This window comes from Phaeobacter sp. PT47_59, assembly GCF_028890025.1.
Classification (GTDB): domain Bacteria; phylum Pseudomonadota; class Alphaproteobacteria; order Rhodobacterales; family Rhodobacteraceae; genus Phycobacter.
Genome location: NZ_JARCJL010000017.1, coordinates 25,035 through 51,656 on the forward strand (window position 1 = coordinate 25,035; position 26,622 = coordinate 51,656).

Sequence of the window (26,622 nt, forward strand, 5' to 3'; positions counted from 1 at the left end):
ACATCCGGCAACGGCTGCGGCCTGACCAAAAAAATCAAGCGGGCCCCAATGGGACCCGCTTTTTCGTTTCTGAAGAGCGATGTTTACTCTGCCGCGTCCAGGTAGTCTTCCAGCGGCGGACAGGTGCAGATCAGGTGCCGGTCACCATAGACATTGTCCACGCGGTTGACCGGCGGCCAGTATTTGTCCACCCGGAAGGCACCGGGCGGGAAACAGCCCTGCTCGCGGCTGTAGGGGCGGTCCCAGTCCTTGACCAAATCCTCCATCGTGTGGGGGGCATGTTTCAGCGGGTTGTTCTCCGCATCGATGCGCCCCTCTTCGATGTCGCGGATCTCTTCGCGGATCGACAGCATCGCCTCGCAGAAGCGGTCCAGCTCGGCCTTGGTTTCGGATTCCGTCGGCTCCACCATCAGGGTGCCCGCCACCGGCCAGCTCATGGTCGGGGCGTGAAAACCACTGTCCATCAAACGTTTCGCCACATCATCCACGGTGACATGGGCGCTGTCCGCATAGGGGCGCGTATCCAGGATGCACTCATGCGCGACGCGGCCCGTCGGCCCCTTGTAGAGGACGTCATAGGCGCCTTCGAGCCGCTTGGCGATATAGTTGGCGTTGAGGATCGCAACCTTGGTCGCCTGGGTCAGACCGGCCCCGCCCATCATCAGGCAATAGGCCCAACTGATCGTCAGGATCGAGGCCGACCCAAGTGGCGCCGCCGATACCGGACCTTCGCTGCCACCGGTTTCCGGATGGCCCGGAAGATGCGTGACCAGATGCGATTTCACTCCGATCGGTCCCATGCCGGGGCCACCGCCGCCATGGGGGATGGCAAAGGTCTTGTGCAGGTTCAGGTGGCTGACATCGCCGCCCAGATCGCCGGGACGGCTGAGGCCGACCATGGCGTTCATATTGGCGCCATCGATATAGACCTGGCCGCCAAAGTCATGGGTGATCTTGCAGACCTCATGCACGGTTTCCTCGAACACGCCGTGGGTCGAGGGATAGGTGATCATGCAGCCCGCCAGATTGTCGCGGTGTTTCTCGGCCTTGGCACGGAAATCCTCGAGGTCAATATCGCCGTTATCGGCCGATTTCACCACCACGACCTGCCAGCCCACCATCTGCGCCGAAGCCGGGTTGGTACCATGGGCAGAGACCGGGATCAGGCAGATGTTGCGATGGCCTTCGCCGCGGGCGCGGTGATAGGCGGCGATGGTCAGAAGACCGGCGTATTCCCCCTGCGCACCCGAATTGGGCTGCATCGAGATCGCATCATAACCGGTGATCTGACACAGCTTCGCCGACAGGTCGGTGACCATCTCGGTATAGCCTTCGGTCTGATCGGCGGGCGCAAAGGGGTGAATGCTGGAAAACTCCGGCCAGCTGAGCGGCATCATCTCGGCCGCCGCATTCAGCTTCATGGTGCAGGAGCCAAGCGGGATCATCGCCCGGTCCAGCGCCAGGTCGCGATCCGCCAGGCGGCGCATGTAGCGCATCATCTCGGTCTCGGCCCGGTTCATGTGGAAGATCGGATGGGTCAGGTAGTCCGAGGTGCGGTGCAGATCCTCCGGCACGCGGTATTCCGGCGTGAAATCGTCATCGGCCCGCACGATCCCGAAGGCGCGCCAGACGGCCTCGATGGTTTCGGGGCGGGTGGTCTCATCCAGGGTGATGCCGACGCGGAACTCGCCCACCCGACGCAGGTTGATGCCCTCATCCACGGCGGATTTCAGAACCGCCGCCTGCAGCGGGCCCACATCCACGGTTATGGTGTCGAAAAAGACCCGTGGATCCACCTTGAACCCGGCCTCCTCCAGCCCCTTGGCAAGACGCACGGTCTTGCGGTGGATGCGCTGCGCGATGGCCTTCAGCCCCTGGGGACCGTGGAACACGCCATACATCGAGGCCATCACCGCCAGCAGAGCCTGCGCGGTGCAGACGTTGGAGGTGGCCTTTTCACGGCGGATGTGCTGTTCGCGGGTCTGCAGTGACAGGCGATAGGCCTTGTTGCCATGGGCATCGATAGAGACACCCACGATCCGGCCCGGCATCGCCCGCTTATAGGCATCCTTCGCGGCCATATAGGCCGCATGCGGCCCCCCTGCCCCCATCGGCACGCCAAACCGCTGGGTGGAGCCGACAGCGATATCGGCCCCCATGGCGCCCGGTTCCTTCAGCAGCGTCAGCGCCAGCGGATCGGCGGTCACGATGCCGATGGCCTTGTGGGCGTGCAGTTTCTCGATATGAGGCGTGAAGTCGGTGACGTGCCCATAGGTGCCCGGATACTGGAAGATCGCGCCGAATACCTGCTCGGGGTCCATCTTGTCAGGGTTGCCGACGATCACCTCGATACCGAGAGGTTCCGCACGCGTCTTCATCACAGCGATGTTCTGCGGGTGGCAGTCGCGATCGATGAAGAACGCCTTGGCCTTGGATTTCGCTACCCGCTGCGCCATGGTCATCGCCTCGGCGCAGGCGGTTGCCTCGTCCAGCAGCGACGCATTGGCAATCTCAAGACCGGTCAGGTCCGAAATCATCGTCTGGAAGTTCAACAGCGCCTCAAGCCGCCCTTGCGAGATTTCCGGCTGATAGGGCGTGTAGGCGGTGTACCAGGCCGGGTTTTCCAGGATGTTGCGCTGGATCGCCGGCGGGGTGACGGTGCCGTGATAGCCCTGACCGATGAGCGAGGTCATCAGCTTGTTCTTATTGGCCACTTCGCGCATGTGGAACAAGAGCTCACGCTCGGAGAGCGGGCGACCGAACTCCAGTGCCGCCTTCTGGCGGATCGAGGCCGGAACGGTGTCATCGATCAGCGCATCCAGGCTGTCGGCGCCCACGACGCGCAGCATCTCTTCCATCTCCTGCGGAGAGGGGCCGATATGGCGGCGGTTGGCAAAGTCATACGGCAGGTAGTCCGTCGGTTCAAAAGACATGAGGCACCCCTTCGAGGATCATGGGTTCGGACAAAGGAAAGGCAGCGGGCAGGCCCGCGCGCCAGGTAGAGTGGCCCCCGCCACCAGATGGGGGCGGGGAAAAACTCAGCCGATGAAGGCCTTATAGGCGGATTCATCCATGTAATCGTCCATCGGAGACAGATCGGAGGGCTTGATCTTGAAGAACCAGGCCTCTCCTTCGGGGTCGTCGTTGACCTTGCCGGGCTCATCGACGATGGCCTCGTTGATCTCGACGATCTCGCCATCCAGCGGCGACAGGATGTCCGAGGCCGCCTTGACGGATTCGATCACCACGATCTCTTCGTCCTTGGTGACTTCGGTGCCGACTTCGGGCAGCTCGACAAAGACCACATCGCCCAGCTGTTCAGCCGCATGGGCGGTGATGCCCACGGTGATGATCTCGCCCTCGGCCTGCAGCCACTCGTGTTCTTCGGTGTATTTCATGGTCTCGTTCCCTTTGAACCAATGCGCTTTGTTGTTTGGTTTCAGCGCTTGAAGTTGGCCGCCACGAAGGGCAGCGATGCAACGGTGACGGGCACGCGCTTGCCGCGCAGCTCGCCGTAGATTTCTGTGCCGGGTGCCGCCAGATCAGATGGCACATAGCCCATGGCAACAGGGCCGCCCACGGTGGGGCCAAAGCCGCCCGAGGTAATCTTGCCAATGGGGTCACCGCCCTCGGCAGCGGCAAAGAGCTCAACGCCCTCGCGCATGGGGGCGCGGCCCTCGGGGCTCAGGCCGACGCGGCGCTGGCTGGGGCCATCGGCCATCTCGGCAAAGACATGCGCCGCCCCCGGGAAGCCGCCTTCGCGGTCGCCACCGGCGCGACGCACCTTCTGGATCGCCCAGGTGAGCGAGGCCGCAGCGGGGCGGGTTTCAGCATCGATATCGTGGCCATAAAGGCAAAGCCCGCCTTCCAGACGCAGGGAATCGCGCGCACCCAGGCCGATGGGTTCCACATCCTCATGCGCCAGCAGGCGGCGGGCAAAGGCCTCAGCCTGGTCGGCAGGCACGGAAATCTCGTAGCCATCCTCGCCGGTGTAGCCCGAGCGGGAGACCCAGATCTCCACACCCTCTGCGTCCAAGGTGGCCACATCCATGAATGTCATATCACCCGCGGCGGGAACAATGGAGGACAAGACCGCCTCGGCCGCAGGGCCTTGCAAGGCCAGAAGTGCGCGATCCGTCACCGGGGTCACGGTGACGGCCGGTTCAAGTGCGGCCTTCATGCGGGCGATATCGGCCTCCTTGCAGGCGGCATTCACCACCACGAACAGATGATCGCCGCGATTGGCGAACATCAGGTCATCCTCGATGCCGCCCTGATCGTTGGTGAACAGACCATAGCGCTGGCGGCCCTCCTTCAGGCCCAGCACATCCATCGGCACCAGCGTCTCGAACGCCTCGGCCACCGCTTGGTAGCTGCCAGCGCGCAGGATCACCTGCCCCATGTGGCTGACATCAAACAGGCCCGCCTTGGCGCGGGTGTGCTTGTGCTCCCCCATGATGCCCATGGGGTATTGCACCGGCATCAGGTAGCCCGCAAAGGGAACCATCTTGCCGCCAAGCTCTTCATGCAGGGCAAAAAGAGGCGTCTTCTTCAATTCAGACGTGGTTTCGTCAGACATGCGCGTCCGTCCCGTTATCACGGCCGGTCCGATCCATCTGCGCGAATGGGTCCGGCATCCAAGTTTCGCGCAGATTTTGCCTGCACACTTCGATGCCCCCTCTGTCCTTGTTGCCTGAGATCGCTATCCCTTCGGCGCCCCGGCATGTGGCCGGGATCTCTCCAGAGTTCACTGCGCAGGCGGTCCTTTGGGCCTGAGAGTTTCCGGGGCGGTTGCTCCTTCGGCACCGGTTTGGAGCAGCTCGATTCTGCCCCGCTGCGGTTCTCCCGTCTGCGCGCGGCGACCCTAGCAGCGCGCCGCCCCCCGTTCAAGACGCAAACAGGGCCAAAGAGGTCGCTTCTGCGTGATCCAGGTTCACACCACAGCAAGCAAGCCCACAGATCGCAGGCGCGCCTTTCTGGTGACGTGAGGTTCCGCAGCGTTGGCCTGGGTTTTTGAGACAGGCAGGGCCAAGATCCCTTGACAAAGTACGGTTAGCGAACTCAGATCCCGAAATCCGCACACATTCAGTGCCGTTACCAGTTTCGTGTCAATGAGGACACGTCGTATTCACGAATAGATTTGGACCCGCGCATGCACAAACCTCCTCAAGATCGAAACATTTCATCGAGTTTTGCCAAAGGCTTGGCGGTCATGGCGGTGTTTGATGCCGAAACGCCGAGCCTCACCCTGGCAGAGATTGCCCGGCGCAGCGGGCAAGACAGGGCCACCGCGCGGCGCGGTGCGCTGACGCTGGTGCAGGCCGGATATCTACGTCAGGATGGCCGCATGCTGTCGCTCACCCCGCGCGTGCTGGCGCTTGCCGGGGGCTTTCTGCAGGCCAATCAATTTGGCCGCCGCGTCCAGCCCCTTCTCAACCAACATGCCCATGCCCTGGGCCTGGGGATCACCCTTTGCATCCTGGATCAGGGACGGGTGCTGGTCCTGGCACAATCCACCGTGGATCAGGGGCCGGTGACCTATGGTTTCACTGCGGGCTCCCATATCCCGCTGCTGCACACCAGCCTTGGCCGCATGCTGCTGGCCTGCCTTCCGGAAGAAGAGGTGAAGGAACGACTGGCCCAAGCCGAGATCCCACGCCACACGGAACAGTCGCTGACCCAGGCCGATGACATCCTCGAACAGGTCAATCTTGCCCGTCGCCAGGGCTGGTCTTTCACCGACAGCGAATTCGAACCGGGCATTCTGGGGGTAGCGGTTCCGGTCTCCGCTCCGGGCGGCACCCCGATCGTGGTCGGCGCCTCGATCCCGCGCGGCCAAAGCCTAGCGCATGATACCGAAGACCTGCTGCGTGGCCTGCAGGTCTGCGCCGCCGATCTGCGTCAGTCCAAGGCGGTCGACTGCCTGTAAGGGATATCACCGCTCCGCCAGCCCGGCGATATTCAAATAAACACGAAGGTTGTTTTCGCTGTCTTGCGCCTTGGAGACCGGCTGCTGCGGACCCATAGTCGGCCCGTCACCAGGAGCCCCGAGCGGTGCCGCAACACCGGGCAAAACCGCGTCGGATGAGAGCGTCTCCCGGGCTCGCGCAAGAGAAAACAAGAGGTATCAGGCCGATGACAGAGCGTCGCTATTTTACTCCGACCGGCGGCCATCCCGGTCAGGATCAACTGCTGACCGGGCGTGCGGTATTCACCGAGGCCTATGCCGTCATCCCGAAGGGCACGATGCAGGACATCGTCACCTCGGTGCTGCCAGGCTGGCAGGGTATGCGCATGTGGGTGATCGCCCGGCCGCTCAGCGGATTTGCCGAAACCTTTTCGCAGTATATCGTCGAACTGCAGCCGGGTGGCGGTTCTGATACCCCGGAAACCGATCCAGCGGCACAGGGGAGCATTTTCGTCACCGCCGGACAGGTTGAACTGACCATGGACGGCACCGCCCATATCCTGCAGGAAGGCGGCTTTGCCTATGTGCCGCCAGGCAGCAACTGGTCCCTGCGCAACACGACCGAGGCATTGGCCTCCTTCCATTGGATCCGTAAACAGTGGCAACCCGCGCCGGGCGTCGACGCACCCGCATTTTTCACCGTGAACGAAGAGGACCTTGCCCCCAATATGATGCCCGGTACCGACGGGCGCTGGGGCACCACCCGCTTCATGGATCCCGAAGATCTATCGCATGACATGCATGTCACCATCGTCACCTTTGAGCCCGGCGGCACCATCCCCTTTGCCGAAACCCATGTGATGGAGCACGGGTTGTTTGTGCTGGAAGGCAAGGCGGTCTACCGCCTGAACCAGGATTGGGTCGAGGTGGAGGCCGGCGATTTCATGTGGCTGCGCGCCTTCTGCCCGCAGGCCTGCTATGCGGGCGGGCCGGGCCGCTTCCGCTATCTCCTGTACAAGGACGTGAACCGGCACATGCCGCTGGCACCGCTGCGCTGAGGGGCATCACTTTTTTCCGCAGCGGTCTTGCCTTTCCTCCTCCATTGCCTCTCTAGATTGGCGGCATATTCAGTTTCAGAGGACGGCATTTGAGCCGGAGACAAGACCATGAAGATCGCGATCAACGGATTTGGCCGTATCGGCCGCGCCATCCTGCGCCAGATCCTCATGCAGCCAGGGCATGAGGATATCGAGGTTCTGCGCATAAACGACATCGCGCCGCTCGATCTTTGTGCCTACCTGCTGCAATACGACAGCACCTACGGCCCCCTGCCCGGCACAGTGGAAACCGGCGCGGTGGAAACCGGTACAGGGGCAACCGGTACCGGCAGCCTGCGCGTGATGGGGCGGGAAATCCCCGTCAGCCAATGCGCGGATCTGACCGAGGTGGATCTCGCTGGCGTCGACGTGGTGCTGGAATGCACAGGTATCGCACGCACATCGGACGTGGCACAGCGCGGGTTGGAGGCCGGAGCGCGCAAGGTGCTGATCTCCGGCCCTTCTCCGGCGGCGGAACGCACCATCGTGCTGGGCGCCAACGAAGACAGCCTGGGCGCCGCCCGGGTCGTCTCCAACGCCTCCTGCACCACCAATGCGCTGGCGCCGCTGGTCAAGCTGCTGGATGGAATCGCTGGGATCGAAACGGCCCATATGACCACGATCCACTGCTACACCAACTCCCAGCCGCTGGTGGATGCGCCGCGCGGCGATTTCGCCCGCTCGCGCGCAGCCGCCATGTCGATGGTGCCGACCACGACCTCGGCCATGCATCTGATCGACGAGGTGCTGCCGCATCTGCAAGGGCGCATCAGCGGCGCTGCGGTACGGGTTCCCACCGCCAGCGTCTCGGCGGTGGACCTGATCGCGCAACTCAAAGCCCCACTTTGCGAGGAAACGCTGCTGGCACGCCTGAAAGAAGCGGTCAGCCATTGCCCGCAACTGGGTTGGACCGACCTGCCGCTGGTCTCCTCCGATCTGCGCGCGCGCCCTGAATCCCTGGTCCTGGCCACGCCCGAAACCCGCATCTGCGGTGATCGGCAGATCCGCCTCTTTGGCTGGTACGACAATGAGTGGGGATTCTCCGCCCGCATGCTGGATGTGGCCCGCCTGATGGCAGCGACCTGACCGCGACATCGCGCCGGGCGAACTCCCGCCCGCGACAGAGGCGCCTTCTGCGAAGACACCTCGCCACGGTTGGGCTTGGCACCGCGCAAGCACGGTGCGGTCGCGCCCATTCCCGAGCTTCACTTCCGGGTCCAAGGTCTGGTTTCGGGGTCAAGGGCAGCAGAGCTGCCGCGCCCCGGCGTGGTTCACCCTTGAGGCCGAGACCAGGCCGATAGGCTGGCACCGGTGGCTGAAGGCAGACCTGCCCTTCAGCCACCTCTCAGCAAAAAGAAAAGCGCCGCGCGATAGCGCGGCGCCGGGCCCAACTGGGCCAGATCATCTGTGATGATCGCAGGACAGGCGGGAGCCGCCTGCCCAGGATCGCGGTCATTTGCCGCCAAGGCTGCCCTGCCCCTGACCGGACATGCCACCCGAGACTTCCTCGGTCGCGCTGCCCGGCAGTTCCTCGGGCAAGACAAGGTTCAACACGATGGCAATCACCGCTGCAGGCAGCAAGCCGCTGGTCATCAGGATCCGCAGCGTGTTGGGCAGGTACTGCACCGCACCAGGCTCCAGCTGCAGGCCCAGCCCCACCGACAGGGCGATTGCAAAGATCACCATGTTGCGCCGGTTCCAATCCACATCGGAGAGCATCGAGATACCCGCCGCAACAACCATGCCGAACATCACGATGACACCGCCGCCCAGAACCTCGATCGGGATGGTGCGGATGATGGCCCCCACCTTGGGCACCAGACCGCAGATGATCAGGAAGATCGCACCGCAGGTCACCACATGGCGGCTCATCACCCCGGTCATGGCAATCAGACCCACGTTCTGGCTGAAGGAAGTATTTGGCAAGCCGCCAAAGATCCCCGCAATCGCCGTGCCAAAACCATCGGCATAGGTCGCCCCGGCAATCTCCTTGTCGGTAGCTTCACGCCCGGCGCCGCCACGGGTGATGCCGCTTACGTCGCCAACGGTCTCCACCGCCGAAACAAAGGCCATCAGGCAAAAGCCGATAATGGCGGCAAAGGAGAACTCGAAGCCGTATTTGAACGGCACCGGCAGGGCGAAACCGGCGGCGCGCGACCAGCTGGTGCCAATCGCCTCAAAGCTCACCATGCCCACCATCAGCGCGTAGATATAGCCGATGATCAGCCCCAGCAGCACCGCCGAAACCGACAGCATGCCACGGGCGAAGAACTTGAGCCCCAGGGTCGCCACGATCACGACCAGCGCCGCCGACCAGTTCAGGAGCGAGCCATATTCCGGCTTGCCGATGGCAGGCACACCGCCTGCGGCGTATTGGATCCCCACCTTCACCAGCGCCAGCCCGATCATGGTCACCACCAGCCCCGTCACAAGGGGCGGCAGGGCAAAGCGTATCTTGCCGATGAACAGACCCAGGGCCGCATGGAACAGCCCGCCAATCAGCACACCCCCATAAAGCGCGCCCAGCGCATCGACGCCTTTTCCGGCCACCAGCGGGATCATGATCGGCAGAAAGGCAAAACTGGTGCCCTGCACGATTGGCAGCGCCGCGCCGACCGGCCCCAGGGTGATGGTTTGCAGCAGGGTTGCCACCCCGGCAAACAGCATCGACATCTGGATCATGTACAGAAGCTCCGGAAAATCCGGAGAGTTGGAACCAAAACCAAAGCCAGCAGCCCCCGCCACGATGATCGCCGGGGTCACGTTGGATACAAACATCGCAAGCACATGCTGGATCCCCAGCGGTACCGCCTTCGCGAGCGGCGGTGTGTAATTCGGATCGCGCAGCTCTGCCGCCGTTCCGATGGAACCATCTGCCATTTTCATCATCCCTCTACTGTTGAGTGTATTGGCTTTGTTCAAATTTCCGCCTCTTGCGCGGGCGGATTGACAAAAGACAAGGCGCCCGTCACGGGCGCCTCACCTCATATGGGGTATCGAACCAGTGCTCCTGCAGGTTCGCGCCGGGTCCGATCCGATCCACCACGGCAAAAAGGCCCGGTGCCGCCAGCGGCGTCAACACACCGTGCCAGGTGCCGCGATGGAAATTGAGGACCTGTCCCGGCTCTGTCTCAAATGCCAGCGGCCTGCCGGGTCGATCGCCCAAATCCTGGGCAACGATCACAAGGAAGCCGTGTTCGCTCATCGGGATAAAGGCCTGGCTTCCCTCCGGGTGCCGTTCCACCATCTCAAGCCTCAGCGGCAGCTGACGCGGTTCGGCCTTGAACAGGCTCACCCCTGCCCGACCGTCCGAGAAATCCAGTGTGGCGCGGTCGTGATATCGCCCGCAGAGCCCCTGGTTGATGATCTTGTCCGGCGCGCCTGCAGTATCGATCAGATCTCCGAAGGGTTTGAAACCCTCTGCAGTGATCGGCTGGATCTCGATGACCTCGCTCATGGCAGGATGTCTTTCAGCCGGAACTCGGCGATGCGCTCCACCTGGCGGCAGGCTTCGTCAAATTCCACCTCGCGGGAATTGCCGATGCGTCGTTCAAAGGCCGCCAGGATCGACGCCTTGTCGTGATCGCGCACCGCGATGATGAAGGGAAAGCCGTGCTTTTCCACGTAAGAGGCATTCAGGCGCGTGAAGGTCTCGCGCTCCTCATCCGTCAAGGCATCCAGCCCAGCGCTGGCCTGCTCAGAGGTGCTTTCGGCGGTCAGACGCTTGGCCGCCGCCAGTTTCCCGGCCAGATCGGGATGCTCGGTCAGAACGCCAAGCCGTTCCTCCTCGCTGGCAGAGCGGAACATGCGGCACAGCGCATTGTGCAGCCCCAGGGCGGTGTCATGGGCAGGCCCCAGTTCCAGATCAAAGGCGCGCTCTGTAATCCAGGGCGAGTGCTCGAAAATCCCGCCATAGGCCGCAACAAAGCTGTCTCGTTGCATCCGGCTGGGCCGCTGCCGCCGCTGATGCGGATGGGTCTTCGCCCAATGCTCGGCAATATCGATCCGGCGGGGACACCAGACGCCCTCAAAGGCCTGGATATAGTCAAGGAAGCGTTTCAGGCCTGCGATCTTGCCCGGCCGCCCGATCAGGCGGCAATGCAGCCCCACCGACATCATCTTGGGTGCGCCTGCCTCCCCTTCGGCATAGAGCACATCAAAGGCATCCTTCAGATACTGAAAGAACTGCTCTCCGGTGATGTATCCCGGCGCCGTGGCAAAACGCATGTCGTTTGCCTCCAGCGTATAGGGGATGATCAACTGATCGCGTTCCCCGACCTCCAGCCAGTAGGGCAGATCGTCATCATAGGTATCCGAGATATAGTCAAAGCCGCCCTCCTCGGCCACCAGCCGCACGGTGTTGCTGCTGCAGCGGCCTGTGTACCAGCCGCGCGGACGCGTTCCGACAACTTCGGTATGTAGGCGGATCGCCTCGGCAATGGCAGCGCGCTCTTCCTCCTCTGGCATGTCCTTGTGTTCGACCCATTTCAGCCCGTGGCTGGCGATCTCCCAACCGGCGGCCTTCATGGCCTGAACCTGTTCCGGGGATCGCGCCAGGGCCGAGGCCACCCCGTAGATCGTCACCGGGATTGCTGCCGAGGTGAACAGGCGGTGCAGCCGCCAGAAGCCTGCGCGCGCACCGTATTCATAGATCGACTCCATGTTCCAATGCCGCTGACCCGGCCAGGACGCCGCCCCTGCAATATCAGACAGGAAGGCTTCCGATCCGCCATCGCCATGCAGGATGGAGTTTTCTCCCCCCTCTTCGTAGTTCAATACGAATTGCACCGCGATCTTCGCGTCTTCCGGCCAGGCCGCATGCGGGGGCGTCGCCCCATAGCCGATCATATCGCGTGGATATCTGTTCATCTCTGCGTCTCTTTCCCTGGGCAGCCAAAAGTCGCAACTCTGCGCGGACATGCCACTAGACCCGTCGCCGGGCTCATCTACGTTTATCCTTATAATGGCAGAAGACAGTCCGCCTTTTTCAAAATTTAACGAATACACTGTCAATCGCGGCTCATTTGCCCAATGATGCGACTTGGTGCAGGAAGAAGCGGCACAGAAGTGGATTAGCTTAGGAAACAGGCAATGACCGGATACCTCACCACCCATGTCCTGGACACCGCACGTGGTTGCCCCGCCGCCGGGATGACGATCACCCTTTACCGAGTGGAGGGCGGCAGCCGTTTCCAGCTCGCCCAGATGCAGACCAATGACGACGGGCGCACCGATGCACCGATCCTGCCCCAGGATGACTTTGCCCCCGGCGCCTACGAGTTGGAGTTCGACGCGGGCGGCTATCTGCGCGCAACAGGCCAGGGCGCCGAGGATCCGCTGTTTCTCGACATCGTCCCGATCCGCTTTGGCATCAGCGATCCAGCGGCGCACTATCACGTGCCACTGCTGCTATCGCCCTTCGGATATTCCACCTACCGCGGCAGTTAACGCCCCCTGCAGATCTCCGGGTCAAGGGAGGCGCAGCCTGCGCGCTTCGCGCGCCTTGCCCTTGAGGCGGAGATCTGCGCCTGACACTGGACCTGGCGCGTTCAGGGCAGACCTGCCCCTGAACCGCTTCTCAGCATTCCTGAGCGCTGCCGCGCAGCGCGTCCCTAAACCTACAGCGCTGCGCAGCAGCGCATCCCTACACCTACAGCGCTGCGCAGCAGCGCCAGGCCCAACTCTGCAATGGGCCGCAAGGCCCCTTCAGAGGCGGGAGATCCCCGCCCCTAGGCGCTGCCCACCGATCCTTCCGCCAGCCGCATGGCCCGCGCCATACGCTCGGTCATGAAATCCATGAACAATCGCGTCTTCGGGTCCTGGTGGCGGCGATGGGTATAGAGACAGGCCATCTGCGCCGGAACCGGAGGCGTCTCACAGGCCACGGGCACCAGCCGCCCCTCCGCCAGATGAGTGGCCACCTCGAAGACCGGTTTCAGGGCGATCCCTTCGCCCGCCAGCGCCCAGTCGGTCAGCACGTCGCCATCGTCGCATTCATATCGCCCCGCCACCGCAAAGCGCTGGGGCCCCTCGGGTGTCTGCAGCATCCATTGAAACTCGCTGGCACCGGGATAGCGCAGGTTCAGGCAATTGTGCCCCTCGCGCAAGAGCGCCGCCCCATCCCGGGGCATGCCGTGCCGGGCAATATACTCCGGCGCCGCGCAGAGCACCCGTTTGCAATCGGCGATCTTGCGGATCCTGAGGTTGCTGTCCTCTGGCTGGCCCAGGAAAAAGGCCAGATCCAGCCCTTCGGTGGTCAGGTCCACCGCCCGATCCGACAGGCGCAGCCGCAGGTTGATCTCGGGGTAGGCCGCCAGAAATTCCGGCACCGCAGGCGCCACCAGACGCCGCCCCACCCCCAGGGGCGCCGCCACAAACAGCGTGCCGCGCGGCGCATCGGTCAGATGCATCACCTTGGCCTCGGCCTGATCCACCGCCTCCAGCACCTGAACCGCACCGGAATAGAACACCTGTCCCTGCTCGGTTGCGGTCAGGTTGCGGGTGGTGCGCTGGAACAGCCGCACGCCCAAATAATCCTCAAGCTGGGAAATCCGCGCTGAAGTTACAGCCGGAGAGATCCTCAGATCCCGCCCCGCCGCCGACATCGAGCCAAGCTCATAGACACGGACAAAGGTGCGTATATTGTCGAGATAAGACATGGAGGTCGGCTCTATTCTTCTGGTTTTTTTGATGCAGTTTGGAATTTATCCGCAATACCGAATAAAAGCCACTTTGCCTAGTCTAGGACGGCAGCAGAAATACAGGGATCTATGCGCATGTTTGAACTGGTGATGATGTGGGATTGGCTCGGCTTTGCCGTCCGCTGGCTGCATGTGATCACGGCGATTGCCTGGATCGGATCCTCCTTCTATTTCATCGCGCTGGACCTTGGCCTGCGCAAGGCCCCCGATCTGCCCCCCGGCGCCCATGGCGAGGAATGGCAGGTCCATGGCGGCGGCTTCTATCACATCCGCAAATACCTGGTGGCGCCCTCCGAGATGCCCGAGCACCTCACCTGGTTCAAATGGGAGAGCTATTCCACGTGGCTGTCCGGTTTTGCCCTTCTGATGGTGGTCTACTGGGCGGGCGGCGAGCTCTATCTCATCGACCAGTCCAAGGCGGAGCTGACCCTCTGGCAGGGGATCGCGATTTCGGCGGCGACCCTTTCGATCGGCTGGATCGTCTATGACCGCCTGTGCAAATCCGGCCTGGCCGAGCGCCCGACCCTCTTGATGGTGCTTCTGTTCCTGCTGCTGGTGGCAATGGGCTGGGGATTGAACCAGGTCTTCACCGGACGCGCCATGATGCTGCACCTTGGCGCCTTCACCGCCACCATCATGACCGCGAATGTCTTTTTCATCATCATGCCGAACCAGCGCATCGTGGTGAAGGACTTGCAAGAGGGCCGCAGCCCGGATGCAAAATACGGCAAGATCGCCAAGCTGCGCTCGACCCATAACAACTACCTGACCCTGCCGGTCATCTTCCTGATGCTGTCCAACCATTACCCGCTGGCCTTTGCCAGTGAGTACAACTGGCTGATCGCGGCGCTGGTCTTCCTGATGGGCGTCACCATCCGGCATTACTTCAACACCCGCCACGCCCGCGCGGGCAACCCCGTCTGGACCTGGGCGGTGACGGCACTCTTGTTCCTTGGCGTCATCATCCTGTCCAGCGCCGGGCTGGAACATGACGGCGACGAAGAGACCGAGACCGCCGCCCTGAGCGGTACGGCCCTGGTTCTGGCCACCACAGACGGTTTCGAAGAGGTGCATGAGATCGTCATGGGCCGCTGCAGCATGTGCCACGCACGCGAGCCCTTCTGGGACGGCATCCGCACCGCCCCCAAGGGGGTGCTCTTGGAAACCGAAGCCGATGTGGCCCGCCGCGCCCGCGAGATCTACCTGCAGGCAGGCCTCACCCATGCCATGCCGCCCGCCAATATCACCTATATGGAACCCGAGGATCGCGCCGCCATCCGCCGCTGGTTCCGCGCCGCGCAGATGTAGGCGGCAGGCAGTTATAGCTGCAGGCGGCCCTTTTCCTACCCTGATGCGCATCATTCCGCCGCCCGCCCTTCGTGCGGCGGCGACTGCCTTGCGGGATGGGTGTACCTCGGGTCTTGCTGTGATACGGTCTGCCCGAAAGAGGTGATACACCGCCTTGCCGCTGCCCGGAGATCAGATGTTGCCAAGACCGCGAATTCGCTCCAGCCTTTCGGGGATGGCGCAGTCCCTGCTGCTGTGCGGATCTGTTGTCGCGGGGGCAGCACAGGCGGCGGAAACCGCCCTGATTGCACCGAACGCCCCCACAGATCTTACGGCACGGCTGGAAGATTCCTCTGCCGTGCTCGCATCGCGGGCGGGCGCAGATGTCCAGGATCTTCTGGCGGCCGCCCTCTCGGATTACCGCACATTGGTGCAGGTTCTTTACGATGCCGGGCATTTTGCGCCAGTGGTGACGATCCGCCTGGACGGGCGCGAAGCCGCCGGGATCGATCCGATCCAGCCCCCGGCCCGGATCGAGCGGATCGAAATCACCGTGACCCCCGGCCCCGCTTTCACCTTTGGCACGGCGGCTGTGCAACCCTGGCCCACGGCCAGCGACAGCGCGCTGCCAGACGGGTTCGCCAGCGGCGCCCCGGCCAGCACCGGCGTCCTGCGCGATGCCGCCAATGCCGGGATCAGCGCCTGGCGGCAGGCGGGTCACGCCAAGGCCGCGCTGGCCGGGCAAACGATCACCGCCGATCACCGCACAGCGCAGCTGAACGCGCGTTTGAAAATCCATCCCGGGCCACAGCTGCGCTTTGGCACTCTGACGGTGGCAGGCCCCAGTGACGTGCGCGAAGAGGCGATCCGCGCCATTGCGGGCTTCCCCCATGGCGAGATCTATCACCCGGATGATCTCAGTCGCTCGGCCAGCCGCTTGCGCCGCACCGGCAGCTTTGCCTCTGTCGCCTTTCGCGAAGCGGATCGGGCCAACCCCGACGGCACCCTGGATATAACCGCACAGGTTCAGGACATGCCGCCGCGCAGGCTGACCTTCGGCGCCGAGATGAGTTCGACCGAAGGCGCCTCTGTCTCTGCCAGCTGGATGCATCGCAACCTGTTTGGCGCGGCCGAAAAACTGCGCATTGAGGCCAAGATCAGCGGCATTGGCGGCAGCAGCGACATGGACGGGCGCTTTGCGATGCGGCTGGATCGCCCCGCCACCCTGGGGCCCGATGACAATCTCTTTTACCTGGTGGAGGCCGAAAGCCTGGATCAGGAACATTACACCGCCACCGAAGCCATGGGCGGGATCGGTCTGCGCCGGGTCTATTCCCAGCGTTTGAGCGGCGAAGCGGTGCTCGGTGCCACCTCCATTCTGGCGGAGGATGCCTTTGGCAAGCGCCGGTTCAAATACGCCTTTGCCAACCTGCGCGCCGAATACGACGGGCGCGACAGCGCGCAGGATCCCACCTCCGGCCGGTTCCTGAGCGCCAGCTTCACCCCGTTTTTCGGACTGGAGGGCAGCGATCCCGGCGCAAGGATCACGATGGATGCCAGAGCCTATCGCGGCTTTGGCGCCGATGATCGCATCGTTCTGGCCGGGCGGGCGCAGCTTGGATCCGTCATCGGCCCATCCCATAGCGGTGTGTCTCCGACCATGCTGTTCTTCTCTGGCGGCGGCGGTTCGGTGCGCGGTCATGAGTATCAATCGCTCGGCGTGCCGGTGGCAGGCAGCACGGCGGGCGGGCGCGGCTATCTTGCTTTGTCTGCCGAGGTCAGGGGTCGGATCAGCGACAAGATCTCGCTGGTGGGATTTTATGATATGGCCTACGTGGATGCGGATAGCATCATCTCGTCCGACTCCTCCAGTCACGCTGGCGCTGGGCTGGGGCTGCGCTATTTGGTGGCCGGGATCGGCGCGATCCGGGTGGATCTGGCCTATCCGGTCTCTGGCGGCAGTACCGATGGGGCGCAGATCTACATCGGGATAGGACAGGCGTTTTGAGCAGGTTTCTTACTCTTCCCCGGATCGCCGGACTGACGGCATCGCTGCTGCTTGTCGCCGGTGTCACCCCGCTGCAGGCACAGGACAGCTCCGACAGTGGCGGACTGCTGGTCGACTTCCTTGAAGACAGCCTTTCCGGCGACAACCGCTATATCACCGTCACCGGGCTGACGGGGGCACTCTCCTCCCAAGCTGCGATCGAGCAGCTGACCGTCGCCGATGACGATGGCATCTGGCTGATGATCGAAGGGGCAAAGCTGGACTGGAACCGGCTGGCCCTGCTGCAGGGGCGGTTTTCCGTCAACACTCTCAGCGCCGAGACGATCAGCCTTCTGCGCAGACCCTCACCCGTTGCCGGCGATGCCGCGCTGCCCAGCCCCGAAGCGACACCCCTGGTGCTGCCGGACCTGCCCGTCGCGGTAGAGCTGGGAGAGATCCGCGCAGGCCGGGTGGACCTTGGCGCCGATCTCCTTGGCCAGCCCGCAAGCCTGTCGCTGAAGGGGAGCCTCAGCCTGGCCGATGGCGCCCTGCATACGCAGCTGGAGGCCGCACGGCTGGACCGACCCGACGACCGCCTGAACCTCATGGCAGGCTATGCGAGCAGCACGCGACAGATCGACCTGGATCTGTCGCTGACCGAAGGCGCCGATGGTCTGATGTCCGCCCTTCTCGACCTGCCGGACCGCCCCAATCTGACGCTGACGGCCAAGGGCAACGGTCCAATCAGTGATTTCAGCGCCGATATCGCCTTGTTCAGCAACGGAGAAAGCCGCCTCTCAGGGCAGGTCGTTCTGGCCGGGGCGGCGCAACCTGCCGGGGATGCGGACGCCCAGCCTGAGCCAACAGGGATTGCCTTTTATGCCGATCTTGGCGGCAATATCGATCCGCTGCTGCAGCCTGATTATCGCAGCTTCTTTGGCCCGGGCCTGCGTTTTGTAACACGCGGACAGACAGAAACGGGCGGCGGTGTGACGCTGGACACCCTGGTGCTGACCACCGATGCGCTGCGTCTGACCGGATCCCTTGCCAGCACGGCGCAAGGGGCGCTCAGCACCGCAAACATCAAGGCCACGATCACGCCGCCTGCGGGCGCGGCACAGATCCTCCTGCCGGTGCCAGGTGGTGCCACGACGCTGGCCGGGGCAGAGATCCACGCCCAAAAGACCGAAGCCGGGGATTGGTCCCTGCAGGGCAGCCTGCGGCAGCTCACCCACCCGGATTTGCGCCTGAAAGAGGCGCGCCTGCAGGGCGTCGGCACCCTCGGGGACACAGTCGACAGCAACGGGAACCGGGATCTGCAGGGCGATCTGAGCCTGGCGCTCGAAGGTGTCGAGCCGCAGGACCCCGGCCTTGCCCGCGCGATTGGGGACAGTCTTGCCCTGACCACACACCTCAGCACCGCAGGGGCAGATGCGCTGACCCTGACCGATATGACCCTGACAGGGGCCGACCTCCGCGCGGCCGGCGATCTGGCGATCTCTGCGCTTGCAAGTGATCTCACCATCATCACGCAGCTGGATGCCGCATCCGGCGATCTTGCGCGATTTGCCGATCTGGCTGGGCGCCCCCTGGGTGGCAGGGCCGAGGCCAAAGTGGGCGGCGCGCTCACCCCGTTGTCCGGGGCGTTTGACATCGATCTGACCCTCACAGGGCAGGATCTCAAGAGCGGCTTGGCGCAACTTGACACGGTCCTGCCCGGCACCACCAGCCTCGTGCTGCGCGCCGCGCGGAACGAGACGGGCCTGCGCATCGATCAGATGACACTGGAGGGCGCGGTGCTGACCGCCCAGGCCAGCGGCCGCCTGGACAGCCGGTCCGGACAGCTGTCCCTTGCCGCACGGCTGGAGGACCTACAACGACTTGTCCCAGAGGCGCCGGGACCGTTGGAGGTTTCCGCCGATCTGACCCGCAGCGGTGACCAGTTGTCAGGCCAGGCCGCGCTGCGTGGACCAAATTCCTCCTCGGCTGTGCTGAATGGTAGCGTGACAGTCGATGGCCAGGCCGAATTCACCTTCGAGGCCGCCCTGAACGACTTGCAGCGCTTCGTGCCGGAACTGGCAGGGGCGCTGACCGCCACTGGATCGGCGCGCCGCCAGGATGGGATCTGGGACCTGAACGCCCAGGCAACCGCCCCGGCCGAGGCCAGCGCCACGCTGACCGGCAGCTATTCCGAGCCGCGCGGAGAGCTCGATATGGTTGCCACGGGGCAATTGCGGCTGGAGGGCGCCAATCCCTTCATCAAGCCCAATCTGGCCAAGGGGCTGGCCCGGTTTGATCTGGCGATGACCGGCCTGCCAACGCTGCACAACCTGACCGGAACCGTAACCACCAGCGGCGCCACCCTGGCGCTGCCTGCCGCCGGGCAGCGCGTCGATGAGATCGACGCACAGATCTCCCTGCAAAACGCCCGCGCCCTTCTAAACCTGTCAGCCGAACCCGGCAAAAGCGGTACCCTGCGGCTCTCGGGTCCGGTGGCGCTGACCGCCCCCTATCAGGCGGATCTGACCATTCTGCTGTCGGATCTGCTGATGAGCGATCATCTGAGCTATGATACCCGCCTCAACGGGCGCCTTGGCCTGAACGGGGCCCTGAGCGGTGCCTCCCGCCTAGCCGGGCGGATCGACGTGGGAGAGACCAATCTCAACCTCAATGCCACCGGTGGCTCTGTCACCGCGGCACCGATCCCTCCGATCCAGCATATCGGTGCCCCCGCCGCCGTGCAGGCCACACGCGCCCGCGCCGGGCTGATTGCCTCGGCCGAACAGGGCGCTGCCGCCGCAGGACGCAGCACGACGGCGCTGGACGTGGTGATCGATGCGCCGGGCAAGATCTTTGCCCGGGGACGCGGTCTGCGCGCGGAACTTGGCGGGCGCATTCACCTGCAGGGCACAACCGCTGCCCCTGTCCCCTCCGGCCAGATCGGGCTGATCCGGGGCAGTTTCGACATTCTGGGCCGCCGCCTGACCCTGGATGACGGGCAGGTGACGCTTCTGGGTGACCTCACCCCCTACCTGGAGTTCCGCTCCAGCGCCCAGACGGAACAGGGCAGCGCGACGCTGGAAATCTCGGGGCCCACGGATGCGCCCGACATCAAGGTCACTTCCGATCCCCCCCGGCCCAGCGAAGAAGCCCTGGCGCTCTTGCTGTTCGGGGACAACATCAAGGATCTGTCCCCGCTGGCCCTGGCGCGTCTGGCCTCCTCTGCCCTGACGCTGAGCGGTCGTGGCGGCAAGACCCAGGAGACCCTGCGCGAAGGCACCGGAGCAGATGATGCCGATTTCGGCTTTGACGGGATCGGCGCGGGGCGGCTGGGCCTGGGCGGATACCTCTCCGAGAACCTTTATACGGATGTGGATGTGAACACCCGCGGTCAAAGCGAGCTGAGCCTCAACCTGGATCTGACCGACAGCCTCTCTGTCACCGGAACGGTCGACAGCGAAGGCGAATCCGGTGTCGGCCTTTTCTTCAAACGGGATTACTGAGACCTGCCTGCAACGAAGGGTGGCGCAGCCTGTGCCCGCTCAGGCCGCCCACTCACGCCGGTGCCAGCGCTCCAAGCCGGGCCTTGGCCGCCTCCAGCGCATAGCGCGCGGTTCCGCTGACCCCGGCGGCATCATCGGTGATCAGCCAAAGCGGCAGTGCAGCACAGCGATCGGCAAGCTTGCCCTGCGGCTCGGCAAAGGCAGACAGGAAGCCCGTACGCGCATCGGTGCACAAGACGCCGCGCGCCACGCTGCCGGCGAAGAAGATCCCCTGTCCGGGCATATAGGCAGGCACCAGTTCCCGCGCAAACAGCCCCAGAAGCCGCGCCCAGGCGGTGACGCTCTGCTGTGCCGGATGCGTTGCACCCGCCTCGAAGGCCGCGACGATCTCGGCACCGCCTTCGGACGGATCGCCGCCCATGGCACTGTGCAGGCGCACCAGGCCACGGCCCGAGAACAGCTCTTCGACACTTGGAAACTCCTTGGGATCGCGGTGCAATAGGCGTGTCAATTCCCGCACCACAGGCTCCGGCAAGCTGGCATGGCCCAGTTCCGCCTCGATCGTGCGCCCCGCCACCGAAAGCGCCACATTGAACCCGGTCCCGACCCCGGCAACCAGCGCCTGCTCCCCCGTCTGGCGCCCCGGTCGCAGCGACGACAGCTGCCCCGGCATCAAGACCGGCAAGGCATGCCCGAGGGCGGCAAGATCATTGACCACATGGACCTGCCCGCCCGGCTCAAGCGGCAGCGCGCTGGCAAGATCAGCCGCCGTTCCCTGCCAATCCCTGTTCGTCAACCGATAGGCATCGCCATAGACCGGACCGGCAACGGCCAGGCAGCATCCGTGCAAAGGCGGCATATCCGGCTGCCTACAATAGGCCGCCAATACATCATCGAGGCTGGCAAACCCGTCATTGGCAAAATGCTTGAGACCCGTCACTCCGATCTCCGCTCCGGCCAGGGCCAGCCGCGTATTGCTGCCTCCGACATCCCCCACCAATACGGTCAGATCCTGCGTCATTCCTCGCGCCCCCCAAGCGCCTGATTTGCGGCGCATCTCAACTTTAGGCTGACGCATTCGATAGGAAAAGCAAAATGTTGGCGCAACCATAACCACTGGCCGGGCGACCGAGCCCCTTGCCCCGCAGGGCCGACAAACCGTAGGGTGTGACACAGGACAGCAATGCAGAACCAAGGCCCATGAAGGATATCACCAGCGAGACCTCCTTCGCCCGGCGACTGCACAAGCGGGTGCGACAGGTTTTCACGCATCTGCGGTTTCGCGCCTCCTTGCGCCACCTGCATGGGCCGCGCAGCACCTTTGCCAATCCGGATGAGGTGACCCTGATCGCGCTGGTGCGCGATGGCAGCTATTATCTTGAAGCCTTCTTCGACCATTACCGAAGCCTGGGCATTCGGCATTTTGTCTTCTTTGACAACGGTTCTGAAGACGACACGATCGAGCGGATCCGGCAGCAGCCCGGCACTGCCATCGTGCAATCGACCCTCCCATGGGGGCAGTTTGAAAACATGTTCCGCAGCTTTGCCGCAGGTCGCTATGCCAGGGATCGCTGGTGCCTGATCGTGGATATGGACGAGATCTTCGACTTCGAAGGCCGCCAGGAAATCGGATTGGCCGGCCTGATCCGTTACCTGCAGCGCCAGGGGCATACGGCCATGATGGCGCAGATGCTGGAGATGTTTCCTCAAAGGTCCCTGTCAGAGGTCGCCCAAATGCCCTATGGCGAGGTCCTTCACAGTTTTGACTGCTATGATCTGAGCGAGGTCTCCTCTTTCGACTATCATGCGCCTGCCACCGGTCTCAGCTATTTCCTGAACCAGAACCGCCCAAACGCGGCAGACGGCAGCGCTCCACCAAGGGTGCGGTTTGGCGGCATTCGCGCCAAGGTCTTTGGCGAAAACTGCTGCCTGAGCAAACACCCGCTGGTCTTTGTGGGCACCGGAGTGACGGCCGGGGTGCACCCCCACGCGGCAACCGGCGTCGATGTCGCCCCGATGACCGCGCTGCTGAAACACTATAAATTCGCCAATGATCCCCTGGCCAGGGACCGGCAGTCGGTCGAAACCGCCGCGATTGAACATGGAGAGGACCAATTGCGCCTCTCGGTCCTGTCCAAGACACCGGATCTCTCGCTCTGGTCGGAAACGGCGCGCCAAGGCCCGACAATCGAGGCCTTACAGGATCTCGGGTTCCTGAGCCGCTCCGACACCTATAGCAGCTATCTGCGCGCGGAAGGGACGCAGGCGCCGTCATGATGAAGACCGGATCAAAGGCGGGTGAAGCAAGCACCCGGGACGGCACTCGCCTGGCAGTCGATGCCGTGGTGATCGGACGCAACGAAGGCGCGCGGCTGAAACGGTGCCTTGCCTCCCTCCGCGGCCAGGTGCGGCGGCTTGTCTATGTGGATAGCGGCTCCAGCGACGGATCGGTCGCAGCGGCCCAAGCCCTGGGCGCCGAGGTGGTGGAACTCGACATGACGCGCCCCTTCACGGCAGCGCGCGCCCGCAATGCTGGCCTTGCGGCGCTGGCAAGACGAGCACCACCGGCGGCACAGGATGCGGGAGACGACCGGGAGGCGCTGGTGCAATTCGTCGATGGCGACTGCGTGGTGGATCGGGACTGGATCACCACCGCCCGCGCCTTTCTGGCGGCGCATGAGGATATTGCCGTGGTCTGTGGCAGACGCCGGGAAGTGCACCCTGAGGCATCGGTCTATAATCGCCTGTGCGATGCGGAATGGGACACGCCCACAGGCGAAGCCCTGGCCTGCGGCGGCGATGCGCTGATGCGGCAGGCGCCGCTGCAGGCCGTCGGCGGCTATCGCGAAGGTCTGATTGCCGGGGAAGAGCCGGAATTGTGCCTGCGCCTGCGCCAGGCGGGATGGCGGATCTGGCGCCTGGAGGCCGAGATGACCCGGCATGACGCTCAGATCCTGCGGTTTGGCCAATGGGCAAAGCGGGCCCGGCGGGCCGGGCACGCCTTTGCCGAAGGCGCGACCTTACACGGCATGCCGCCCGAGCGGCATTGGGTGCGCGAAACCCGCCGCGCGCTGATATGGGGCTGCGTTCTGCCATTGGGTCTGCTGTTCGCGGCTCTGGTCACCCCATGGGCACTGATCGGCTTTACCGCCTATCCGTTGCAGATCCTAAGGCTGGCCCGGCGCATGGGGGGTGAGCAGGGTTTTTTCACGGTATTGGGGAAATTCCCGGAGGCTCTCGGAGTATTGGAGTACCACTGGAACCGCTTGCTTGGCCGCTCTCGCAGCATTCTGGAATACAAGACCCCAGGATAGCAACCAGGTCACCCGATTTCGCAGCCCCTCCCGCCCGGATCGGAACAGTCACGGACTGCCCCTCTCCCGTTGGGCCCGGCAGCGCGCCCTGCGCGCTGCTTTCGCACCAGACGCAAGGTCTACCGCCGGAAGCAACCGCGCCGCACAACGTGCGGCGCCGGGCCCAAGGCCGCCAAGGGAAACCGGCGCAGCCGGGGCACCTGCGGGCGCGGGAGCGCTACGGCCAGTGAAGGAAAACTGCCCCGAACGACGAAGCCCGCGCCTACTGGCGCCTGAGCCGCAGCGCATGGCGGATCTGGGCCGGCAGAATGGCAAAGCACTTCAGATAGCGCGGCACCATGCGCGCGGGACTGCTCAGCGCCCGCCAGAGCCATTCCAACGCCAGTTTGCGCATCCATAGCGGCGCCCGGCGCTGATGTCCGCCCAGGAAATCCAGGCCCGCGCCCACCGAGGCGAATCCGACGCCCGGCGCCAGGGTCTTCCCCCTTGCGGCCAGCATCTCCTGCTTTGGTGCGCCAAGTGCAAGAAAGCACAGGCGGACGCCCTTCTGGTCCAGGGTCCGCAGGATCAGCTCCGCCTCGTCTCCCATGGGATCAAAGGCGCCGGAGGGCGCATGACACAAGGCCATATCCAATCCGGGCACCTTGTCGCACAAGGCCTCGGCCGCATCCGAAAGCGCCTCTGATGTGCTGCCCACCAAGGCAACCGGCACCCCCGCCCGTGCCGCCAGTCGGCACAGCGGGACGACCATATCGGAACCGGGCATCAGCTCCAGGGGCCTGCCTGCAAGCTGAGACAGCCAAACCACCGGACGCCCGTCTGCCACCACCAGATCCTGCGCCGCATAGGCCGCAAGAAAGGCGTCATCGCACCCCAGTTTCACCAGGTGATCTAGGTTGACCGTCGCCAGGGCAAAGCCACGACCATCGCCAAAACGTGCCAGCACTTCGCGCTCCAAATGGGGCCGATCAGCAATGTTGATCGCGATCCTCGTGTTATGAAATTCGAAATACACCTGACATTCATCCTTGCCTGCCCAGCATCTGATAGCTGTCCGGAGCTTTCCAAACCAGTAACAACGCCCCACGGGGGAAAAGAACGTGGCATTCGTGCCATCCGTTTACCGGATTACGCAATTGGACAGGACATCCGACTGAAGACCGCCTAAACTGGCGCGAACACAACGGGGCAACCGCCCGTTTCCATTCACCCGTTTTCGCTCACCATTTTCGCGCACCGGCCACTGCAGGCCACGCGACACAGACCGCCAAAGGCCCTCCGCGCCGATGCCTAATCCTCTGGCATATCTGATGCTGATCAGCTGGCCCCTGGTCAGCCTCGTCCTGTTCCTGCGCCTGCCGCTAGAGCGCGCGATCCTGTGGTGCCTGATTGGTGGCTATCTCCTGCTGCCCCCGCTGGCCGAGTTCGACCTGCCACTGGTGCCGGATATGGACAAGTTCTCCATTCCCTCGGTGGTGGCCTTTCTTCTGTGCGCCCTGCTGCTGCGCAGGCCGGTGCCGCTCTGGCCGCGCCCCCTGGTCGCGCGGCTTCTGGTCTTGCTGTTCGTGACCTGCGTGATCCCCACCGTTCTGACCAACTCAGACCCGATCCTGTTCCGAGTGTTGCAAAGCTCCGACCCGATCATCTTCCTGACCGATATGCTGCCCGGTCTCAGGTGGCGCGATCTGGGCTCGGTGGTGATCAATCAGATCATCCTGCTGATGCCCTTCCTGCTGGCAAGGCGCTACCTGTCGGACGAAAAGGGACAAAGGGAACTACTGATCGCGCTTTGTGTTGCCGGGGTGGCCTATAGCCTGCCCGCGCTCTTCGAGGTGCGTTTCAGCCCGCAGCTCAACACCTGGATCTACGGATTTTTCCAGCACGACTTTTCCCAAATGATGCGCCAGGGCGGCTTTCGACCGATCGTGTTCCTGCCCCACGCGCTGTGGCTTGCCCTGTTCATCTTCTCCTGCGTGGTGGCCGCCACCGCCCTGGCCCGCGCGGCAAAGCAGCAGGACCGCACCCGGTTCGCCCTGGCCGCGCTGTTTCTCTTTGCCGTGCTGATCCTCTGCAAGAGCCTGGCCTCGCTGGCCTACGGCCTGGCCATCGTTCCCATCGTGGCCCTTGCGTCGCCCCGCTGGCAGATCCGCCTTGCGGTGCTGATTGCCTTGCTCGCCATCACCTACCCGATGCTGCGCAATCTTGGCCTGATCCCGACGGATGCGATCCTGGCCCAGGCCGAGGCAATCAGCGCCGACCGCGCCCAATCACTGGGCTACCGGTTCGACAATGAAGCCTTGATGCTGCAGCGCGCCGCCGAGCGACCCTGGTTCGGATGGGGCGGATGGGGCCGCAATCTGGTGCGCGACCTGGAGACCGGGCGGATCGTCTCGATCCCGGATGGGCGCTGGATCATCACCTTTGGCACCTTCGGCTGGCTTGGCTATATCGCCGAAATGGGCCTGCTCACCCTGCCGATTTTCCTGCTGGGGCTGGAGATGCGCCGCTCCCGGACAGAACCGCTGTCCCCCTATGCCACGCCCATTGCCCTGATCCTGGCGGCAACCCTTGCGGATATGCTGCTCAACGACACCTTGATACCGATCACCTGGCTCTGCGCGGGTTCAGTCCTGGGTTATGCGGAACGCCTGCGCGATCCAAAGCTGTTTTGCGCCAAACGCAGCCTGTTTGACGGCCAACAAGCGATGGCGCCACAGGGCAGTGAAACCGGCCCGCGCAGCCTTCTCTGACAGTCCGGCAGCCTGAGCTGCCGCAATTTTTTCCCTTTTCTGGCATATTTGGTCACCATCCCTTCATAGCTTGGC

At 63.8% G+C, this 26,622-nt stretch carries 19 protein-coding genes and 2 riboswitches; of the genes, 10 read left to right on the top strand and 9 right to left on the bottom strand.

Translation table 11 applies throughout. From position 1 onward, the window contains the following. Positions 1 to 83: 83 nt before the first annotated feature. From gcvP to gcvT, 3 genes are all read right to left on the bottom strand, one after another. Positions 84 to 2,933, bottom strand: a complete 2,850-nt coding sequence (gene gcvP, locus PXK01_RS15105; RefSeq protein WP_274860707.1) for an aminomethyl-transferring glycine dehydrogenase — start codon at positions 2,931 to 2,933, stop codon at positions 84 to 86. A gap of 105 nt (positions 2,934 to 3,038) precedes the next feature. Further along, the gene (gcvH, locus tag PXK01_RS15110) at positions 3,039 to 3,398 is read right to left on the bottom strand and encodes a glycine cleavage system protein GcvH (protein WP_274846395.1); all 360 of its coding nucleotides are present in this window, start codon (positions 3,396 to 3,398) and stop codon (positions 3,039 to 3,041) included. Between the two features lie 41 nt (positions 3,399 to 3,439). Further along, entirely contained in the window at positions 3,440 to 4,579 is a 1,140-nt protein-coding gene (gene gcvT, locus PXK01_RS15115) for a glycine cleavage system aminomethyltransferase GcvT (protein WP_274860708.1), read from the bottom strand. A gap of 99 nt (positions 4,580 to 4,678) precedes the next feature. Then, positions 4,679 to 4,746, bottom strand: a riboswitch (glycine riboswitch). A 3-nt stretch (positions 4,747 to 4,749) separates the two neighbouring features. After that, a riboswitch (glycine riboswitch) is annotated at positions 4,750 to 4,858 on the bottom strand. 294 nt (positions 4,859 to 5,152) lie between these two features. Between gcvT and PXK01_RS15120 the strand changes: the two genes are divergently transcribed. The 3 genes from PXK01_RS15120 to PXK01_RS15130 all read left to right on the top strand — a co-directional run bounded on the left by PXK01_RS15120 (position 5,153) and on the right by PXK01_RS15130 (position 8,091). After that, positions 5,153 to 5,929, top strand: coding sequence for an IclR family transcriptional regulator (locus tag PXK01_RS15120; protein WP_274846397.1), 777 nt, complete (start codon positions 5,153 to 5,155; stop codon positions 5,927 to 5,929). A 206-nt stretch (positions 5,930 to 6,135) separates the two neighbouring features. Beyond that, positions 6,136 to 6,966, top strand: a complete 831-nt coding sequence (locus PXK01_RS15125; RefSeq protein WP_274860709.1) for a bifunctional allantoicase/(S)-ureidoglycine aminohydrolase — start codon at positions 6,136 to 6,138, stop codon at positions 6,964 to 6,966. 108 nt (positions 6,967 to 7,074) lie between these two features. Beyond that, positions 7,075 to 8,091, top strand: a complete 1,017-nt coding sequence (locus PXK01_RS15130) for a type I glyceraldehyde-3-phosphate dehydrogenase (RefSeq protein WP_274860710.1) — start codon at positions 7,075 to 7,077, stop codon at positions 8,089 to 8,091. A 366-nt stretch (positions 8,092 to 8,457) separates the two neighbouring features. Here the strand turns inward: PXK01_RS15130 and PXK01_RS15135 are convergent, their stop codons facing one another. From PXK01_RS15135 to puuE, 3 genes are all read right to left on the bottom strand, one after another. Then, positions 8,458 to 9,885 (bottom strand): uracil-xanthine permease family protein, encoded by a 1,428-nt coding sequence (locus PXK01_RS15135; protein ID WP_274846400.1) that lies wholly within the window; start codon positions 9,883 to 9,885, stop codon positions 8,458 to 8,460. An 88-nt stretch (positions 9,886 to 9,973) separates the two neighbouring features. Further along, a complete protein-coding gene (locus tag PXK01_RS15140; protein WP_274846401.1) occupies positions 9,974 to 10,462 on the bottom strand; it encodes an ureidoglycolate lyase in 489 nt (162 codons plus the stop codon). After that, positions 10,459 to 11,874, bottom strand: a complete 1,416-nt coding sequence (gene puuE / locus PXK01_RS15145) for an allantoinase PuuE (RefSeq protein ID WP_274846402.1) — start codon at positions 11,872 to 11,874, stop codon at positions 10,459 to 10,461. The genes PXK01_RS15140 and puuE overlap by 4 nt, the downstream gene beginning before the upstream one ends. A gap of 222 nt (positions 11,875 to 12,096) precedes the next feature. Here puuE and uraH point away from each other — a divergent pair, with 222 nt between their 5' ends. Further along, positions 12,097 to 12,453 (top strand): hydroxyisourate hydrolase, encoded by a 357-nt coding sequence (gene uraH / locus PXK01_RS15150; protein WP_274846403.1) that lies wholly within the window; start codon positions 12,097 to 12,099, stop codon positions 12,451 to 12,453. 281 nt (positions 12,454 to 12,734) lie between these two features. Here uraH and PXK01_RS15155 read toward each other — a convergent pair whose 3' ends face one another. Then, complete coding sequence (locus PXK01_RS15155; protein ID WP_274846404.1) at positions 12,735 to 13,664, bottom strand: LysR family transcriptional regulator; 930 nt, start codon at positions 13,662 to 13,664, stop codon at positions 12,735 to 12,737. Between the two features lie 117 nt (positions 13,665 to 13,781). Between PXK01_RS15155 and PXK01_RS15160 the strand changes: the two genes are divergently transcribed. The 3 genes from PXK01_RS15160 to PXK01_RS15170 all read left to right on the top strand — a co-directional run bounded on the left by PXK01_RS15160 (position 13,782) and on the right by PXK01_RS15170 (position 20,483). Beyond that, complete coding sequence (locus PXK01_RS15160; protein WP_274860711.1) at positions 13,782 to 15,014, top strand: urate hydroxylase PuuD; 1,233 nt, start codon at positions 13,782 to 13,784, stop codon at positions 15,012 to 15,014. 175 nt (positions 15,015 to 15,189) lie between these two features. After that, positions 15,190 to 17,001 (top strand): autotransporter assembly complex protein TamA, encoded by a 1,812-nt coding sequence (locus PXK01_RS15165; RefSeq protein WP_274860712.1) that lies wholly within the window; start codon positions 15,190 to 15,192, stop codon positions 16,999 to 17,001. After that, positions 16,998 to 20,483 carry a translocation/assembly module TamB domain-containing protein gene (locus PXK01_RS15170; RefSeq protein ID WP_274860713.1) on the top strand — a complete coding sequence of 1,162 codons (3,486 nt, stop codon included), beginning with the start codon at positions 16,998 to 17,000 and terminating at the stop codon, positions 20,481 to 20,483. Before PXK01_RS15165 ends, PXK01_RS15170 begins: the two co-directional genes overlap by 4 nt. 52 nt (positions 20,484 to 20,535) lie before the next feature. Here the strand turns inward: PXK01_RS15170 and PXK01_RS15175 are convergent, their stop codons facing one another. Continuing rightward, the gene (locus PXK01_RS15175) at positions 20,536 to 21,504 is read right to left on the bottom strand and encodes a glucokinase (RefSeq protein ID WP_274860714.1); all 969 of its coding nucleotides are present in this window, start codon (positions 21,502 to 21,504) and stop codon (positions 20,536 to 20,538) included. Positions 21,505 to 21,683: 179 nt separating this feature from the next. On the opposite strand from PXK01_RS15175, the gene PXK01_RS15180 reads away from it, so the two are divergent. Both PXK01_RS15180 and PXK01_RS15185 read left to right on the top strand, forming a co-directional pair. Then, positions 21,684 to 22,760, top strand: a complete 1,077-nt coding sequence (locus tag PXK01_RS15180; RefSeq protein ID WP_274860715.1) for a glycosyltransferase family 2 protein — start codon at positions 21,684 to 21,686, stop codon at positions 22,758 to 22,760. Beyond that, a complete protein-coding gene (locus PXK01_RS15185; protein WP_274860717.1) occupies positions 22,760 to 23,797 on the top strand; it encodes a glycosyltransferase in 1,038 nt (345 codons plus the stop codon). The genes PXK01_RS15180 and PXK01_RS15185 overlap by 1 nt, the downstream gene beginning before the upstream one ends. Positions 23,798 to 24,059: 262 nt before the next feature. On the opposite strand, the gene PXK01_RS15190 is transcribed toward PXK01_RS15185, so the two are convergent. Further along, complete coding sequence (locus PXK01_RS15190; protein WP_274860719.1) at positions 24,060 to 24,812, bottom strand: WecB/TagA/CpsF family glycosyltransferase; 753 nt, start codon at positions 24,810 to 24,812, stop codon at positions 24,060 to 24,062. Positions 24,813 to 25,083: 271 nt separating this feature from the next. Here PXK01_RS15190 and PXK01_RS15195 point away from each other — a divergent pair, with 271 nt between their 5' ends. Then, the gene (locus PXK01_RS15195; RefSeq protein ID WP_274860721.1) at positions 25,084 to 26,547 is read left to right on the top strand and encodes a hypothetical protein; all 1,464 of its coding nucleotides are present in this window, start codon (positions 25,084 to 25,086) and stop codon (positions 26,545 to 26,547) included. Positions 26,548 to 26,622 lie beyond the last annotated feature (75 nt).